Annotated in this window: 17 protein-coding genes; 7 read left to right on the top strand and 10 right to left on the bottom strand. The window is 54.4% G+C overall.

Going from position 1 to position 15523, the window contains the following annotated elements; all coding sequences use genetic code 11:
- Positions 1-103: 103 nt before the first annotated feature.
- Positions 104-229: a hypothetical protein gene (locus AAAX34_RS09525; protein ID WP_255413117.1), complete on the bottom strand. Its 126-nt coding sequence runs from the start codon at positions 227-229 to the stop codon at positions 104-106.
- Between the two features lie 242 nt (positions 230-471).
- Between AAAX34_RS09525 and AAAX34_RS09520 the strand changes: the two genes are divergently transcribed.
- A complete protein-coding gene (locus tag AAAX34_RS09520) occupies positions 472-927 on the top strand; it encodes a hypothetical protein (RefSeq protein ID WP_349111098.1) in 456 nt (151 codons plus the stop codon).
- A 485-nt stretch (positions 928-1412) separates the two neighbouring features.
- On the opposite strand, the gene AAAX34_RS09515 is transcribed toward AAAX34_RS09520, so the two are convergent.
- Positions 1413-1841 carry a hypothetical protein gene (locus AAAX34_RS09515; RefSeq protein WP_349111096.1) on the bottom strand — a complete coding sequence of 143 codons (429 nt, stop codon included), beginning with the start codon at positions 1839-1841 and terminating at the stop codon, positions 1413-1415.
- A gap of 427 nt (positions 1842-2268) precedes the next feature.
- Here AAAX34_RS09515 and AAAX34_RS09510 point away from each other — a divergent pair, with 427 nt between their 5' ends.
- Positions 2269-2451 carry a hypothetical protein gene (locus AAAX34_RS09510; RefSeq protein ID WP_349090690.1) on the top strand — a complete coding sequence of 61 codons (183 nt, stop codon included), beginning with the start codon at positions 2269-2271 and terminating at the stop codon, positions 2449-2451.
- 126 nt (positions 2452-2577) lie between these two features.
- Entirely contained in the window at positions 2578-3387 is an 810-nt protein-coding gene (locus AAAX34_RS09505) for a hypothetical protein (protein ID WP_349111094.1), read from the top strand.
- A gap of 819 nt (positions 3388-4206) precedes the next feature.
- Here the strand turns inward: AAAX34_RS09505 and AAAX34_RS09500 are convergent.
- Entirely contained in the window at positions 4207-4506 is a 300-nt protein-coding gene (locus tag AAAX34_RS09500) for a hypothetical protein (protein WP_238023167.1), read from the bottom strand.
- Positions 4507-5058: a ParA family protein gene (locus AAAX34_RS09495; RefSeq protein WP_349111092.1), complete on the bottom strand. Its 552-nt coding sequence runs from the start codon at positions 5056-5058 to the stop codon at positions 4507-4509.
- 495 nt (positions 5059-5553) lie between these two features.
- On the opposite strand from AAAX34_RS09495, the gene AAAX34_RS09490 reads away from it, so the two are divergent.
- Positions 5554-5793: a hypothetical protein gene (locus AAAX34_RS09490; protein WP_349111090.1), complete on the top strand. Its 240-nt coding sequence runs from the start codon at positions 5554-5556 to the stop codon at positions 5791-5793.
- A gap of 282 nt (positions 5794-6075) precedes the next feature.
- Entirely contained in the window at positions 6076-6300 is a 225-nt protein-coding gene (locus AAAX34_RS09485; protein WP_349111088.1) for a hypothetical protein, read from the top strand.
- A 211-nt stretch (positions 6301-6511) separates the two neighbouring features.
- On the opposite strand, the gene AAAX34_RS09480 is transcribed toward AAAX34_RS09485, so the two are convergent.
- Positions 6512-9868 carry a hypothetical protein gene (locus AAAX34_RS09480; protein WP_349111086.1) on the bottom strand — a complete coding sequence of 1119 codons (3357 nt, stop codon included), beginning with the start codon at positions 9866-9868 and terminating at the stop codon, positions 6512-6514.
- A 139-nt stretch (positions 9869-10007) separates the two neighbouring features.
- Here AAAX34_RS09480 and AAAX34_RS09475 point away from each other — a divergent pair, with 139 nt between their 5' ends.
- Complete coding sequence (locus AAAX34_RS09475; RefSeq protein WP_205215037.1) at positions 10008-10229, top strand: helix-turn-helix transcriptional regulator; 222 nt, start codon at positions 10008-10010, stop codon at positions 10227-10229.
- Between the two features lie 186 nt (positions 10230-10415).
- Here AAAX34_RS09475 and AAAX34_RS09470 read toward each other — a convergent pair whose 3' ends face one another.
- Together AAAX34_RS09470 and AAAX34_RS09465 are read right to left on the bottom strand one after the other, a co-directional pair.
- Positions 10416-11615, bottom strand: coding sequence for an MFS transporter (locus tag AAAX34_RS09470; RefSeq protein ID WP_349111084.1), 1200 nt, complete (start codon positions 11613-11615; stop codon positions 10416-10418).
- Positions 11612-11914 carry a hypothetical protein gene (locus tag AAAX34_RS09465; protein ID WP_349111082.1) on the bottom strand — a complete coding sequence of 101 codons (303 nt, stop codon included), beginning with the start codon at positions 11912-11914 and terminating at the stop codon, positions 11612-11614. Before AAAX34_RS09465 ends, AAAX34_RS09470 begins: the two co-directional genes overlap by 4 nt.
- A gap of 251 nt (positions 11915-12165) precedes the next feature.
- On the opposite strand from AAAX34_RS09465, the gene AAAX34_RS09460 reads away from it, so the two are divergent.
- The gene (locus AAAX34_RS09460) at positions 12166-13431 is read left to right on the top strand and encodes a DUF4143 domain-containing protein (RefSeq protein WP_349111081.1); all 1266 of its coding nucleotides are present in this window, start codon (positions 12166-12168) and stop codon (positions 13429-13431) included.
- An 84-nt stretch (positions 13432-13515) separates the two neighbouring features.
- On the opposite strand, the gene AAAX34_RS09455 is transcribed toward AAAX34_RS09460, so the two are convergent.
- The 3 genes from AAAX34_RS09455 to AAAX34_RS09445 form a co-directional block, all read right to left on the bottom strand.
- Positions 13516-13833, bottom strand: coding sequence for a BspA family leucine-rich repeat surface protein (locus AAAX34_RS09455; protein ID WP_349111123.1), 318 nt, complete (start codon positions 13831-13833; stop codon positions 13516-13518).
- 180 nt (positions 13834-14013) lie between these two features.
- Positions 14014-14442: a hypothetical protein gene (locus tag AAAX34_RS09450; RefSeq protein WP_349111080.1), complete on the bottom strand. Its 429-nt coding sequence runs from the start codon at positions 14440-14442 to the stop codon at positions 14014-14016.
- 1 nt (position 14443) lies between these two features.
- Positions 14444-15523 (bottom strand): ABC transporter ATP-binding protein (locus AAAX34_RS09445; RefSeq protein ID WP_349111079.1); only part of this gene is annotated, 1080 nt, incomplete at its 5' end.

The following is a 15523-nucleotide window of genomic DNA, read 5'->3' as shown; positions in this document are numbered from 1 at the left end:
AATATGGACGAATTCCTCGTCAGGAGGGTAAAATGGTGCCGACGGCAGCCCAAGTTGTAGAGAGCTGGGCAGAGCCGTTGCTTAATGAAGTTGGGTCATCGTCTTAGCGACGGTGGCCTTTCTTTTTGGGCTTCGAGCCCTGCTTGAGTGCCTTGGAAAGGCCGACAAGGGCCGTGAGGAGCGAGACCATAGCGGTCAGGAGCTTCACGAGCTCGGTGAAATCGGTCATGGGCATCACCTCCCATCAAATGGAGGGCTCTGCCCGGCACGAGGGCTGCCGACAGCAAGGACGATTCTATCAGAGCGGCTGACTCCCGCCCGATATTACCATCCCACCGCGCCTGTGCAAAAAAGAAGGCCGCCAAACAGCGACCCTCCAGCGAAAGTGCACGTTATTTAGGACAGCCATATTCTTTGAAAATAATGGCTGCTGTAGAATTACATATAAGACTCACCCGGAAGGAGCGATCGATGAAAAGCAAACGATTTGTCCTGAATGCACTTCTGGTAGTAGCAATATTGACGCTCTTGGTCTTCTCCTACTCATACATGAATCAGCCAAGATTTGGATATGCTTTATACGCTGTTTTTTCCGGCGAAACAACTTACAACACTTACAACACTATAGGCTTCATTGACGCAATCTTTTTCTATGTAGTCGGCCCCGTATCAAGCGAACTGATCGCTTTTGTTGTCAGCTACAACCTGAATCAACGAAGCCAGACTCACTCAGTGACTTCGGCCAAACAAGGAATCAATCTCTTCGTAATAATGATAATTCTGCAAATTGCGACTGTGTTGATTATCGCCCTGACCGCAACAAACGTTTTGAAGTATGAGTTCGGATTCATCGTGAGCTGTCTCATGGCAATTGCCGCGGGTATAGCGGTTTCGTATACGACACCGGCAAAGAAGTGGCTCAACTAACAGGCCTATTTTGAATCCGAATCGTCCATGGAGCCGTCGATGCCGGTTTTGGTGTCGTCCGTATTGGAATCGTCATCCTTGGGGCTTATAGGACACATTTTGTCCTATAAGCCCCGATCAATTCATACTCCTCATCCTCGCCGAATTGCGAGTATGGCAGAATCGGCACTGGATGGCAGCGCGCTAGGCCGTGTCCGCGGAGTTACCCCCTTGTCGGAGTTACCCCCTTGTTTTTATCGTAACAGCTGATTCTAGGGACGCTTCAAAAAGTCAACCGAGGGTTTTGTCCCGTCAAGACGCCGAACGAGAATTACGTACCACCAAGAGCCTCAAAACACGCCCCTCGCGGGACAGAATCCTCACTCGATTTCCATGCGGAGCAAAAACCTCAATCAATCATCCTCTGCAACGTCTATCCACCAAAAAGGCCGCCCCACGTGGAGTGGCCTTTTGCTCGCAGCTTTTTACTGATAGTTACTCAAAATTTATTCCAACACATCCACAGAAGAGCAGCGAATCGTATTTCTCTTTCGGGAATCGAGAAAATAGCCTACCTTGACTTTAGACCCAACGCTCACGGGGCTATCGCTTACATAGCGCGTATGTTCTGAATCAACCAGAATGGTCAGACGATCAGACCCGTCGTTATATGGATCTTCGCTTTCGACCGACATGGTAAAATCGCCAGAACTGTCAACGTTCAACACCGATCCGCTCACGAACCACAAATGTGAATAGTCACCTCCGCTATCTTTTTGGCAACGCTCCACTTTTAGAAATAGCGCAGAGAATGCGAACACGGCAACTGATATAGCGATGAAAACCTTAACGCCACCCCCCTTGCCATGAAATCCAAATTTATTCGCCAAAGAAAAATACCCCTGCCTTATTCCGTTCCAGATCTTATTTGCCACTATACTAGAAACAATATTTAATATTGTCAGTCAGTTAGCACTTTTTAGGATATTCACTAAGGCTTCGACGTCAAAAGGCCGCCCCGATCAATTCATACTCCTCATCCTCGCCGAATTGCGAGTATGGCAGAATCGGCACTGGATGGCAGCGCGCTAGGCCGTGTCCGCGGAGTTACCCCCCCCCTTATCGTAACAGCTGATTCCAGGGACGTTTCACTGTGCCCTTTTCGACAATTTGCTGTGCCCCTTTTGGCAACTTTTGGCTGTTGCTATGGGTTATCTCGACCCATAGCAACAGCCAAAAATAACGACAATCCATTTTTAGGCCGCTAAGGTTTTAGTCACTAATATGCCTAAATCATTCAGAACTGTAACAGTTTAGTTAGAAGTGGTATATACTGTTTTCAACCGAAGGGAGGATCATCGTATGAGCAACACGCCCGTTGCGTCTAACAAAAAGCGGCTCATGATTACGCTGCCGACCGAGCTGACCGAGCAGATGGACATAAAGGCTCGTGAACTCGGTCTCACGAAATCTGGGCTCGTTGCGCTTGCGATTCAGAACCTGTTCAATGCGGAGGAGATTCGTCTTCATCAGCAAAAACAGTAGGACATATATAACGCAAAAAGGACCCTCATTAGCTTGGCGGCTTGGGTCCTTTAAGCGAAGTGTCATCAACTTGTTGGTAATATTCTACCACTTAAAACATGTTGGTGACCTTGGAAAGGTCACTTTATGGACGTAAATGGCGCTCCGCCCAGCGGGAGGAGCACGTTCAAAAACACGATTTCGAAAGAGGACTTCGCCGCCCTTCTTGCCCAGTCAAAACCGGGCGACACGCCGAGCTCGAACTCGAGTCACGCTTCCGCTTTAAACGCAGAATCATGGCTCAAGGACAGCTCGGCCGACAGCGGTCGTTTCATCGCACTCCCTCTCTCGATGCTTTCGCTTCGCAAATCCGAGGCAAAGCTATCCCTAAGCGAACTCCTTGTCCTAGCGTATATCCACGGATTCCAGCGCAGGGATCCCCTGAAGGGATGCCACTCGAACGCCAAGACGATTGCCGAAGCCCTGGGCATCTCTCCCTCGGCGCTCAGTAAGAGGCTACAGAAGCTCAAAAACTTCGCTCTAATCAAAAAAGAAGGCCATGGCGAAGAAATCACCTACAGGGTCGATGAGGCTAGGTGGGCGGAGCTCTGCGGCATCGAGTTCATCGATGCCAGGGCTCTTCACGAGTGGACTTCGCGCGGAACTTTCTGCCGGGTCCCCTTTTGGGCGATTCGCGATACCGATCTCTCTGCTCTCGACAAGGTTCTTTTCGGCTACATCTTTTCGTTCTTCGCGGCAAAGGAATCAAAGCCGTTTCGAGTATCGACCCAGAATGCCGCCGATCAGCTCGCCGTCAGCAAAAGCAAACTTCGTGTCTCCCTCGAAAAGCTCACAAGCCTGAATCTCGTCGTGAAAACTGTCATCTCGCCCAGGGCACCCGCCGAGTACGATGTGAACCCGCAGGCGTGCATGGAACGTGGTACCAAGAACCTCTAATCGGGACGGGCGATAGATTGCCCGTCCCTTTTTATTTGCCTCCCCCTGTGCCCCTTTCGGCAATTTCCTATGCCCCTTTCGGCAATTTCTCACTATTTCAGGCGCTTTTTCGCATTACCTTCTATGCCCCTTTCGGCAATTTCCTATGCCCCTTTCGGTAATTTCCTGTGCCCCTTTTGACAATGGCAGTTTCCAAAAGGGGCACAAAAAGTTTCCAAAAGGGGCACAAAAACCCGAAAACTGTGCCCTTTTTGACAACCAAAAGTTTCCAAAAAGGGCACCAATAATATCTAAAGAGGTTTTAAGAGAAAGAAAGGGGAAGAGAGCTTTTCTTTGATCTGAGATTTTTATTCACGTCCATGTCAATCACCGTTTAATCGAAACCCTATCCACTCGCAACGTACTTTCCCGGAAATAAATCCGGTACGGCCCTATTGGTCTTAGCGACCAGCGAAACGTTATAGGCAAATCGGACGCTCGCTTTTCACCGGAAAGGAGAGCAATCCCCGACTGAAATCACTACGCCCTTGCCAACCCTCAGCGCCGGCGTCGCTTCGCTCCCCGGGCGGACTAAACCTCTTGGCTGTAAACACCTGCACTTCGGCAATGACCTACCGAATCCGTTTTTCCGGTTGATCTGGATACCGACATTTGGTTGACCTCACTTCAATTATCGGCAGGGAGCCGCAGAATCGAAAATAAGACGTCCTATCGGTGAGGTCCGACGTTTTCTCATTGATAGATAAAACTGGGTCTTAAATCGGCTCTCAGTGGCCAAGGTAAAAGAAAACGGGCACCCTTCGGTACCCGTTAACTCAACTAGATCTCTTTTTCGGCCAAATAGCGATCGAAAAGCTCCCGAGCGATATCGGAAACAGACTTGTCTTCCTCAAGGGCGACCTGCTTCAATCGCTTGCGGTAGCTCTCGGGAACGTAGACAGACAGCTGTACAAGCCTCTCAGATGCCCCTTCAAGGCCCTTTTTCGGGCGCCCGGCTTTCCGTACCTGTGGAGCCGATTTCTGGGGCTCAGATGCGCTTTCAACGATTTTCTGCTGCCTCTCCTCGGCCTTCTCCGCGGCGACATCGAAGTAGGAGGTCGCCTTTTTGAACTTTGCCATTTACAGCACCTCTTCCAGTTCGTTCAGGATGTTTTCAATCGCCTGGGCGGCCTTGCCGTTCTTGGCGATTTCATACACGGGCTTTCCCAGCGCCGCGCCCTGCTTGAAGGCCGCCGCGGTCGGTACGGTGCCCAGCACGGGAAGCTCGTCGGCCTCGAGCAGTTCGAGGAACTGTCTGTCCACGGTCTGGTTGCCGGCGAAGTTGTTGATGATGATTGCGAACGACAAGTCGGGATTGGCCTCGGTGATGACCTTGATCGTTCGCTTCATGGGCTTCAGGCCCAGCGTTCCGGGCTGCACCGGGATAATCGCGATATCCGCATTCTTGGCGTACTCGGCGGTGTCGTCGCTCAAAAAGCCCGGTGTGTCGATGACGTTCACGGCGTCCTCGTCGTCGAGCAGGTTTTTCTCGTGGTTCGCACCGCCCTGCGGGTCCAGGTTGCCGAAACCGACCTTGTGGCCGCGGCGCTCGAGACCCCAGGCGATCTCGTCGGCGAACGTCGTCTTGCCGACGCCGCCCTTCTGGTTGACTAGCAGGATGTTCGTCGCCATGTTCTCCCCTTTCTGAATAGCGTAGTCATATATTAGCACATTAATATGTGACTACATTAAGTAATTCTAAGACACAGGTAGAAATATGTGAGCATGTTAAGTAATTAGTATGGTACTACATTAACGTGCTCATGGATGTGGGTTGGTTTAACCTACAGTCATCAGATACGGTTACAAGGTCGCTGATTGCGAGACGGAGACCCTTCCGACCGCCGACGCGGCGAGTGGGAACGCAAGGGTAAAAACGCATCGTCGCTGAACCAGTGAGGCAGTATTCTTTAGTGTTAGATGATGGATATTGAAATTAATTAGCGAGATAATGTGCATATCTCATAATGTATGCGTTTCACTATGAGAGAGGGGTCTGTCATGAGCTGGAAACCGAGAAAATGCGTTATCGCCGGTCTCGTGACAACCGGTCCTGGCAGCGGCTTGTTTGCAACCGCAATGACATCGTACCGACTTTTCACTTGCATGTTCTAAAAGGAAGTTGCCATGCTGTCGCAAAATCAATCGAGATACTTGACCACAATCGGCTTTGCCCTGCTTGCATTACTCTTTGCTAGCGACCTTTTGCTGAAACCGCCCAAGGAACTCGTTTTGCTTGCCATAGACTGCATTTCCGCCCTTTACTTTACGGCAACCCTATTAGTCGGACTAAAGGAGAGGAAAAAAGGCGCAGTCGCCGCATCCGCCGTATGCTTGATCATAGCCATTGCATCATTCTTTATCTGACACATTGGTGATCTAGGGGCGATATCGTAGGAATACGACCGGGAGAGCCGGGACCATAGGCTCCGGTAAGAACCTTCGCCGTGCCCCACGCATCGACCCCGATGATTTCCCCGCCGGACGTCCTGACGGCCACGGCTCGAGCTCTAATACATGAGGTCCCAGCTTGCAATACGTGAACATATGACTACATTAACATGGTCATGTATTACCGAGCGTTATATGCTGCGCCGGATCCGCCCGTCTGTTATCTTGGGGGCGACAGTTTCTTGCAAGGAGGCAGCCATGCTCCAGAGTGTCTTTGGATCCGATGATCAGATCCATCTTGAGGACCAGGTCAGCAACCAACGTTTCGACCTCACCACGGGCGAAGTGAAAACGGTCATCCCGACCGCTGAGAACATGAGCGCCGTCTTCGGCAAGGATGGTGTGGAGACGGATATTCAGGTGGGGCAGATGCGCCAAACACTGGGCAAGCCTGGCTTCGATTGGCTGTTTAATAAGCACTAACGGTTGAGTTATTGCAGCATAATCGCAGATGTAAATAGGTGACCATATGACCATGCTAACATGTGCGCACAGTCATATGGTCACAGTTGTAAATCGGTTTAATCTGTGGCCCTTAAGCTGAAGCTGCCTCAACGAACCGTGGCTGGCGAGACGCAAAAGGGGAGTTCCTTTTTGTGGAACTCCCCTTTTCCGAGTCGTTATGCGATTTGCACTACATCTGCTCGCGGCGCTTCTTTTGATCGAGGAAGACGCCGGCCGCCACGAGGACGGTACCGCCGATGGCGAACGTCTCGCCGATGAGTCCCGCGCGGTCACCGGTCTGGGCGAGGCTGCCGGGCTGGGCGGTATCCGTGCCGGCGAGGTGCTTCGGGGTGTATGCCGCCTGCTGCTTTGCGACCTCCTCTGCCTCCTGTCGTGCAATCTCATCGGAAAGCTTCTGCTCCGCTGCGATGCGGTCGGACTTCGCCGACTCGTAGGCGGCGAGTGCCGCATCATAGCCGGGCTGGAGCTCGTCCACCGCGGCCTGCTTCTCGTCCAGGATGGCTTTGGCGGGCGCGACCTTGGCACGTGCCTTGACTGCTGCGGCGAAAAGCGCGTTGAGGGCGCCATCCGCGTTCACATCATGGCCGGAAGCGATCGCCGCGCCGGCATCGATGGAGTTTAGCTTCGACAGCTTGGCGTCTGCCTGCGCCTTCGCCTGTTCGGCGGCGGAGACCAAGGACTCGGCGGCGATGGTATCCGCCTTCGCGGCATCGAGGGCGGCCTTGGTGTCATTGACGGCCTTTACTGCATCCTGCTCGCGCTGCTGTGCCTCTGCGAGCTTCGCGGCAAGGCCGGTGAGGATGTCGAGGTTCGACTGTGCGTCCTCGAGATCGGTCTGGGAGCCGGTAAGCTTGTCGGCGGCAACGCCGGTGTCGACCTTTGCGGCATCGACGGTACGCTGGGCATCCGCGAGGGCGCGTGCGGTGCCGTCCGCCTTTTGCTCGGCGGCGGCGAGGACGGTCGACTTCTCGACCTGATCGGCTGCCGCCGCGTCGTGGACGCTCTTTGCGGTATCGACCGCCTTCTTGGCGTCGGCGACGTCCTGGAAGAACTTCGCGAGATCGGCGTTCGCATCGGCAACGCTCTGCTGCTTGGCAGAGGTGTCGGCCTTTGCGGTATCCAACTTAGATTGTACGGTCGTTACGGCTGCGTTGGCAGCATCAAAAGCAACCTGCTTCTGTTGTACGGTCGACTTTGCCGTATCGACTGCCGCGTTGGCGGCATCGAGGTCCGATTTCGCCGCATCAAGCTCGGTCTGGGCAACCGTGACGCCCTGCTGCTTGGCGGCGACATCAGCCTTGGTGGCATCGACGGCACGCTGGGCATCGGCAACACCCTGCTTTGCGGCATCGACACCTGCCTGTGCGGAATCCACCGCGACCTGCTTCTGCTGGACGGTTGTGGCGGCGCCGGCGGCTGCCTGCTTCTTGGATGTGAGATCAGCCTTGGCTGCGTCGAGTGCGCTCTTGGCGCTCTTGAGGCCGTTGATATAGGAGGTCAGCTTTTGCTCGTACTCGTCGACGGAGATGGGGTTCGTGTTCCAACCGGAGCCGGACCAGCCGGAGATCTCTGCGGTGTAGCACTGCGTCTGAAGCCCGGACATGGTGCCCTTGGTGCAGGTTGCCATTCCCATAACGGCGAGTTCGGGATTGATGATGTTCATGTAATGGCCGACGGTGCCGCTACTGCCGTTCTCCCAGTGGCAGTTGTCTGCAATCCAATGGTTGATTGCGACACCGTTCTTTGCATAGAAATCATAGGCATCCTTGCCGACAAGACCGGTGACTCCATAAAGGGCCTCCGTTGCCTTGTCGAAAAAGCCCTTCTCCTGCTCGATCCACTGCCCACTCGGATCGATTCCGTAATTCCATGCCAGATTTTCGGCAAAATCATATTGACGGGCATGATCGAGCACGGTGTCGCTGTAGTTGGCATCTGCGATCGCACCGGCGATGAGCTTGTAGGTGACATGGAGCTCGGACAGGCCGACCGACTTGCGGTAGTCTTTGACGGACTTCATCCACCTGATCGCATTGAGCATATTGTCAAGAGACGTGGCGTCCTTGGAGTTGCCGACTTCGGTCTTTCCGGCATATTTGGCGTTCAGGATGATGTTGGCTGCATCTTCGGCACCCATGGCACGGAAGAAGCCGATAGCTCCCTTCTTGAGTTGCGCGTCGGCGGAATCGAGTTTCGCCTGGGCCTCGTCGACCTTCTGCTGCGCGGCGGTTACGGCGGCGTCTGCGGTATCCTTTGCGGCCTTGGCGTTCGCGAGCTCTACGTCTGCGGTTGCCTTGGCGGACTCTGCGTCCTTGACAGACTGCTTCGCGGCATCCAGCTTGGCGACGGCGTCGGCATTCACCTGCTTGGCCGCATCGAGACCGGCGTTCGCGGCATCGAGAGCGGACTGGGCGGCGTTCACACCGGATTCGGCATCGGCCGCGGCCTGCTGCTTTACGGAGAGGGCCACCTGGGCATCATTCAGGTCGGCCTGTGCCGTTGCCGCAGCGGACTGTACCTGCTCGAGCTCGGACTCGCACTGGGACTGCACCGCTCGTGCGGCAGCGAGGGCTGCCTCCGCGTCCGCGACCTTCTGTTTTGCCGCATCATACTCTGGACCGCTCGCACCGGCCTCCGCTGCGGCGAGGTCTGCTTTCGCCTTCTCGTAGGCGGCGCTGGCGGCTGCGGCCTTCGCATCCGCCGTGTCCTTGTTCTGCTGGGCTGCGGCGAGGACGGAATCGGCGGAATCCTTTGCAGACTGGGCCGCAATCAGCTTGGACTGGGCATCGGCAAGCGTCGCGTTGGCGTTGTCGAGTTCGTCCTGTGCCCTGCTCACGGCATCCGTGGCGTCGCGCACGGCCTGCTCGGCGGCACGGATAGCCTCCGGGGTGGCGCCTGCGGCATCTGCCTTGGCTTTATCGAGGGCATCCTTGGCATCCTGGACCGCCTTGAGGGCGGACTGGTACGCTTCGTCCTTCTCGGATGCATCTGCCTTGGCGTCTGCGAGACCCGCCTTCGCCTGCTCGAGGTCCTTGCCGGCGGCATCGGCGGCGTCCTTACCCTCTGCGACCTGACGGGCGTACTCGTCCATTGCCGCTCGGTCGGCTGCCGTGCCGGCGTTGACTGCCGAATCGTAGGATGCCTTGGCCTGGTCGCGGGCGGAAGCCGCCTCGTTGTAGGGACCGGCGGCCTCATCGTAGGATGCCTTGGCGGCGTCCTCCTTCGCCTTCGCCTCGTCGACTGCCTTCTGCAGGTCCGCGATGGTCTGTGCGGCGGATTTCGCGCCGGTACCGGATGCCGCGCCGGCGTGGGCGGCGATCGGCGACATCACGGCGGGGTGCTGCGTGCCCCCGTCACCGGTCTGGGCGAATGCCGTGAACGGTGAGATGAGGCTCGATCCGGTCATGGCGGCCATGGTCGCCGCGGTGACGGTCAGACGCGCGATCCCCTTCGGGGCGTGAATCTTTTTGTTTGGCAGTGCGACGAAGTGATCGCCGGCGGCAGCGAAATGCTTTCCCTGAGTCATTGTGCTGTTCCATTCCTTTTCCGTGCCCTATCCGACTGGGCATCAGAGTGCTTTCCAATAGAGATAATTATGCGCCTTAACTGGGATTGTTGTATATAGTCCGTTGGTTTTTATACAACAATCCATGACTCTTTTTGTCATGGATACGAAGACGCTTCAGAAATCATTCGGCATGAGATGCAAAGAGCTCCGCGCTGGACTCGGGTGCAGCCAGGAGCAGTTCGCCAATTTGATTGAAATGGATCGTTCCTACTACGCGAGCATTGAAGTCGGGCGGCGTAATGTCAGCCTCTCAAATCTCAAGAAGATTGCTGACGGATTTCAAATCAGCATTGCTGAACTCATGAGAGGCGTCAGCTAAATTTATCCGTCTCATAGTTCATCTCGCCGATCACGCTGCTATGAAAATAGAAAACGTCACCACAGATTGCCGTCAATCGTCACCATAGTGCTGATGGAATGCTTGTTATAGGCTGACATGGGAGTCATACAGATGGATAGATATATAAATAGATGTATCGATCGCGCTAGCTCGTCAATCGATATATCAATTCTTGGAGACCTGTATTCCTACCATTTTTAATGAAACAACGGCGGTAATTGCTATCGCGATTGCACCAATAATACCGAGCGCTATCTGAATGGGATATAACCCCAACACATGTCCAAATATGGAGAAAAACATTGCGGAAAAGAGAGCCCTTACCAGAGACGCGACGGAAAGGATCGTCGCGCGGAGATCGTCCGCTATCTCGTCTTGGATTAAGTTTTCCGAAGTGATGTACACCACTTCTGGGAGAAAACAAAGCACCATGCTAAGGCCAAACAAACACAGCGGATTTGAAGCGAACCACGGAAGAATCATGAAAAGGCCAGCCTCGATTAGCATCGAGCCGAGCATGGTATTTCTTTTCCCGAAACGCGATGAGAAGAAATCTGCTGCAATGTAGGCCGTCGCATTTACTGCATAGGATGCACCGAAAAAGATTCCTATTATGGAGACGGGAGCATCAAATGCGTCGAATACCAACTGATTCAAGTTGTAATAACTCCCATAGAATCCATCGAGCATGCTTGTGCCGATTAGAAGAAGCAACACCGCAAAAGCGGATTCTCCAACACGCCAGGTTTCGCGTCTGAAGACCTTGGCTACGTCAGACCTTTCCTCCCCAGAGTTTTTGGAATGGGTCGTTTCCATCCTCTCAATGGGATACAGAAGGAAAAGCTGCAGGAGATAGAAAACGGAGACACATACGTAGAGGGCGCTCCAAGATACTTGGGCAATGAAAGATCCGAGCACAATTGCCATTCCCGTAGCGATTGATTGCGCGGCAAGCAGCCGAGCGTTGATGGTGAGGAAGCGCTCTCCTTGACCGGCATTCCGGGCAATTTCATATAAAAGCGCTTGTTCGGATCCCGATTGAAGGGAGTAGGCGAGTGCCTCAACAAGGGAAAGCGCGACGAGAAAGGGGCCTGAGAGCAGCAGCATGCCAGCCGTATGGAAGAAAAGCAGTAGCACGCCCACTTGAATCGAGAACTTCTTTCCAAAGAAATCGCCTACCAGCCCTGTTGGCAGCTCGAGGACGACCGTTGCAATGTTAAACAGAGCTTGATAAAGCGCGATTTCCGTGACAGACATTCCTTTCTCCGCAAGGAAAAGTAGAAAAACTCCCCGATTTAAAACAAATCCCGCGAGAACGAAAAAGGCGGAATAGACGTGCAACTGCGCAGTGGCATTCTTGTTCATTTGACACTCCTAACGGCTATTTTTGTCGGGGTGTTCGCCACTGATTCGAAGCCTGAAATGTTCATAGTCTCAATGAAGAGCTGATAAAGCTTCTGAACAGGGTATCGATAGAATAGGACATCCTGTGCTCTTTCTTCTCGACGAACTATTGCCAGCCGGTCGATTTCGAAACAAGAAACCGCATAATATACCCCAGCTTGATCTAGAGTTGCCGTATAGCTTTCTGCAACGGCAAATGCATCACGATCGCGACGTATTTCAAAAATATCTTCAAAGCTTCTACCATCTCGATGAATCATAAGGTAGGTTGCGAATTTAAATTTCAAATCAGCATTGCTGAACTCATGAGAGGCGTCAGCTAAATTTATCCGTCTCATAGTTCACAGTGGATCTCGTTGATTAGTGCCTTAAGAAAATGGAAATCGTCCCAACGAGCTATCGTCAATCGTCCCAATAAATTACCGTCAATCGTCCCAATAAGTAATCGTTATTTGTCCCAACGACGCAGATAGACGCTATAATTTCAAATGAATGATTGGAGGGAAAGCCGATGGATAGGTATATAAGACGTTGTGTTGACTGCTTAGTCGAGCGCGACCTTGGCATTTTTGGCGCAGTGCTCATTCAGGGGCCGAAATGGTGTGGAAAGACAACGACAGCTCAGAGATTTGCCGAGTCATCGTTATCTCTCTCCGATCCATCTGGCGGTTTTGCGGCCCTCCAGCTCGCTCGTCTCGATCCGGCCCAAGCAATTGTCGGACCGACCCCGAGGCTTGTCGACGAATGGCAGGAAGAACCGAAGCTATGGGATGCCGTGCGATTCGAATGCGATGTCAGGGGAGGGGAGCCAGGACAGTTCATTCTCACCGGATCTGCGACGCCGCGAGCCGAGAACCAGCCGATGCACAGCGGTGTGGGTCGAATCGCCCGTTTGCGGATGGATACCATGACGCTTTTCGAGCTCGGTATTTCGTCGGGAACGGTCTCGCTTGGTGCGCTGCTCGATGGCGATTCCGTTGCGGCGTCACTCGGATCCATCGCCGGTATCGCCGGTATCGCGGATTTGCTCTGCCGCGGCGGTTGGCCCCAAGCTGTCGGTAAGACAACTGCTGACGCAATGCGGATAGCCGCCGCCTATATTGACGGTGTTTGCGAGTCTGACGTTTCGAGGGCGGATGGAGTGAAACGCGACCCGGTTAAGGTAAGGGCCTTGCTCTCGTCGCTTGCACGCAATGAATCGACTCTTGCCGGCATGAGGTCCATCGAAAGGGATTTGGGTGTTGACGTCTCAAAGAATACGATTACCGGCTACATGGACGCGCTGCGCCGTATCAATATCGTCGACGATGTCCCCGCGTGGCATCCGGCTCTCAGGTCGCCGGTGAAGTTGCGGCAGGGCGCGAAGCGGCACCTTGCGGACTCATCGCTCGCCGTCGCCCTCATCGGTGCGGATCCGGAGTCGTTGTCATCCGATCCGAAGACCCTTGGCTTGCTCTTCGAATCCCTTGTGCTGCACGATCTCAAGGTTTACGCGGCGGCCAGCGATGCGACCGTATCTCACTACCACGACGCTGACGACCTAGAGGTCGACGCGATTGTCCATCGTCGTGACGGCTCGTGGGTTGCCGTTGAGGTTAAGCTCGGGAGCCCCCAAGTCCCAGAGGCAGTGGAAAATCTGCTTCGACTTGAGCGAAAGCTGGTCGATCGCGGGGAGAGGCCGCCTGCGGCGAAACTCGTCGTCATCGGGTTTGGTATGCCGGCTCACGTAACTAGCGAAGGCATCGTTGTTGCTCCGGTCGATACGCTCGGAATCTAAATTATTGTTATTTGCATTTCAAGAAATCCTCTATCTAGACGCCTCCTAGAGGATTTCTGGAAACAACCGGTATTTTGATCTGGGCTACGAAAGGTTACGGATCCAGATTCCGTGCTGCGTGGAGCCGGTGATTTTGTTCAGGAACTCGCGCTGCTCCTCGGTTGCGAGGATGTAGGTAGAGCAGCCACTGAGCATCTGGTCGACGTCTGTGATTCCGGACGCCTCCCATCCCAAAATGCTGACGGCCTTGAGCGTCAGGCAGTTGAGGAACATGTAGGACGTGTTCTCGACGTTCGAGGTGTCAAGACGGTCGAGATCAAAAAGCTCCGTGACGCTTGAGCATCCCCTGAACATGCCCTCCAGGGTCGTGCAATCCGATGTATCGAGTTTCGATAGGTCGATTGGGTCAGACCGTCGAACAGGTATCTACCGCTCTCTGGATCCCAGGTATCCAGGACAACGACCTCACGGATTCGATTCCTGTAGGAATACCACGGTTGCTTTCCGAATTCGTCCGTGTGTGTACGGATGAATGCGGGATTCGATACCCCGGCGTCCTGATCGGCAGGCCGCCGGGAACTCTCACTCCTCGATAAAAGCCGGCACTCGGTTAGTCCTACGCATCTTGAAATCGCCAGTATCGTGGGAGACGTAGAGAATGCCGTCCATCCCATCTCGCGATGCATATGAAAGGTGAACTGAACCGCAATCCGCTCCATCATTGTCGAGAAGATCGAACGAATTCGGGTCGCTCGTTGCGGCCAAACGACCACTCAGACAAGAGCCGTCGTCATTACAGATTTGCCATTCCATGTCTTCGCCTGCAAGAATCGCCATAGACGGCCTGGTCGCGCCATCGTTGACATACATCCCGTCTATGCCAAACCCATTTTCAGCGCCATCGATGAACGACTGCTCGGACCTATACCTCGCAAATGATGCACATAGCACCATTGCAAGACAAAGTACAAAGCCAACAATCGCTATCTTTGCATAGCTCTTGCCTATCATGTCATTCACCTCCCTCGTATGTATCGAGGTATTCCTGCTTGAGCGTCTGCGAGGACGACTCGATCTTTTCCACGAGCGTGCCGGCCTCGATGAAGTAGAACGAGTTGGTGAGGTCTGCCAGGTCGTCGAGCAGATGGCTTGAAATGAGCACGCTTCGTCCCCGCGCCACCTCGCTGCGCATCGCGTCGCAGGAGGTTTTCCGCTTTCCCGGATCGAGGCCGTTCAGCGGTTCATCGAGGATGAGGTACGGGCAATCGGTCGCTATCGCCATGGCAAGCTTTACCTGCTGCTTCATTCCTGTCGAGAGTTTACGGGTCGGCTTGTCGAGATATGGGGAGATTCCGAGGGAGTCGCAGAGCGAGTCGATGTCGGCGGCCGATTTCCACGCCTCCCTAACGAAAGAGAGGTGCTCGATGGCCGATAGCGTGGGATAGAGATCCGCGCTGCCCGAAGAGCTCAGGTAGACGAGTCCTGCGAATTCGGCTGATCGGCGTTGGCTGATTCCGTCTGCCGCCAGGCTTCCCGAGCGGATGCGGGTGGGAAATTGGCCCGACAGCGCTTCAAGAAGGGTGGTTTTCCCCGAGCCGTTGGGGGCAACGAGGCCCGCCGCCGTTCCCGGGCTCAGGAAAAGCGACCCGATTGAAAGTATCGTCGTGCTCCCGTATCCCACGCTCGCGTCCAGAAGCTCGAGCCCATGGTGCTTTTTCGCGGGTCCAGACTGTTTGGGCGAACGTGTCGCAACGGCGCCGACCGCAAAAAAGACCGCGACGTATATCAGGGCCACGGCAAGCATCGATGCACCGCCTGAACCGGAGCCAATGAATTCCGTCGGGAAGCACCCTACGTAACCCGTTGCCTCGATAGGCGAGAATACGGCCAGCGGCAGGAGATTGAGCGCGGCGTTATGCCCCAGCGCCGAATCGGACAGTAACGGGAATGCCGGGGCCGCGACAAGCAGCGCGGAGGCAAGGGGGCCCGTGAAGACGCGCCTCGTTGCGGTCGATAGGACGACGGAGCAAACGGATATCAAGGTTCCGCCCGCAAGCAGCGCGAGAAGCAGGGTCGTGAAGACGTTTCCCGC

The sequence above is a fragment of the Collinsella sp. CLA-ER-H4 genome (genome assembly GCF_040092395.1).
Taxonomy (GTDB): Bacteria; Actinomycetota; Coriobacteriia; order Coriobacteriales; family Coriobacteriaceae; genus Collinsella.
This window is presented reverse-complemented; position numbering and strand designations above follow the sequence as displayed.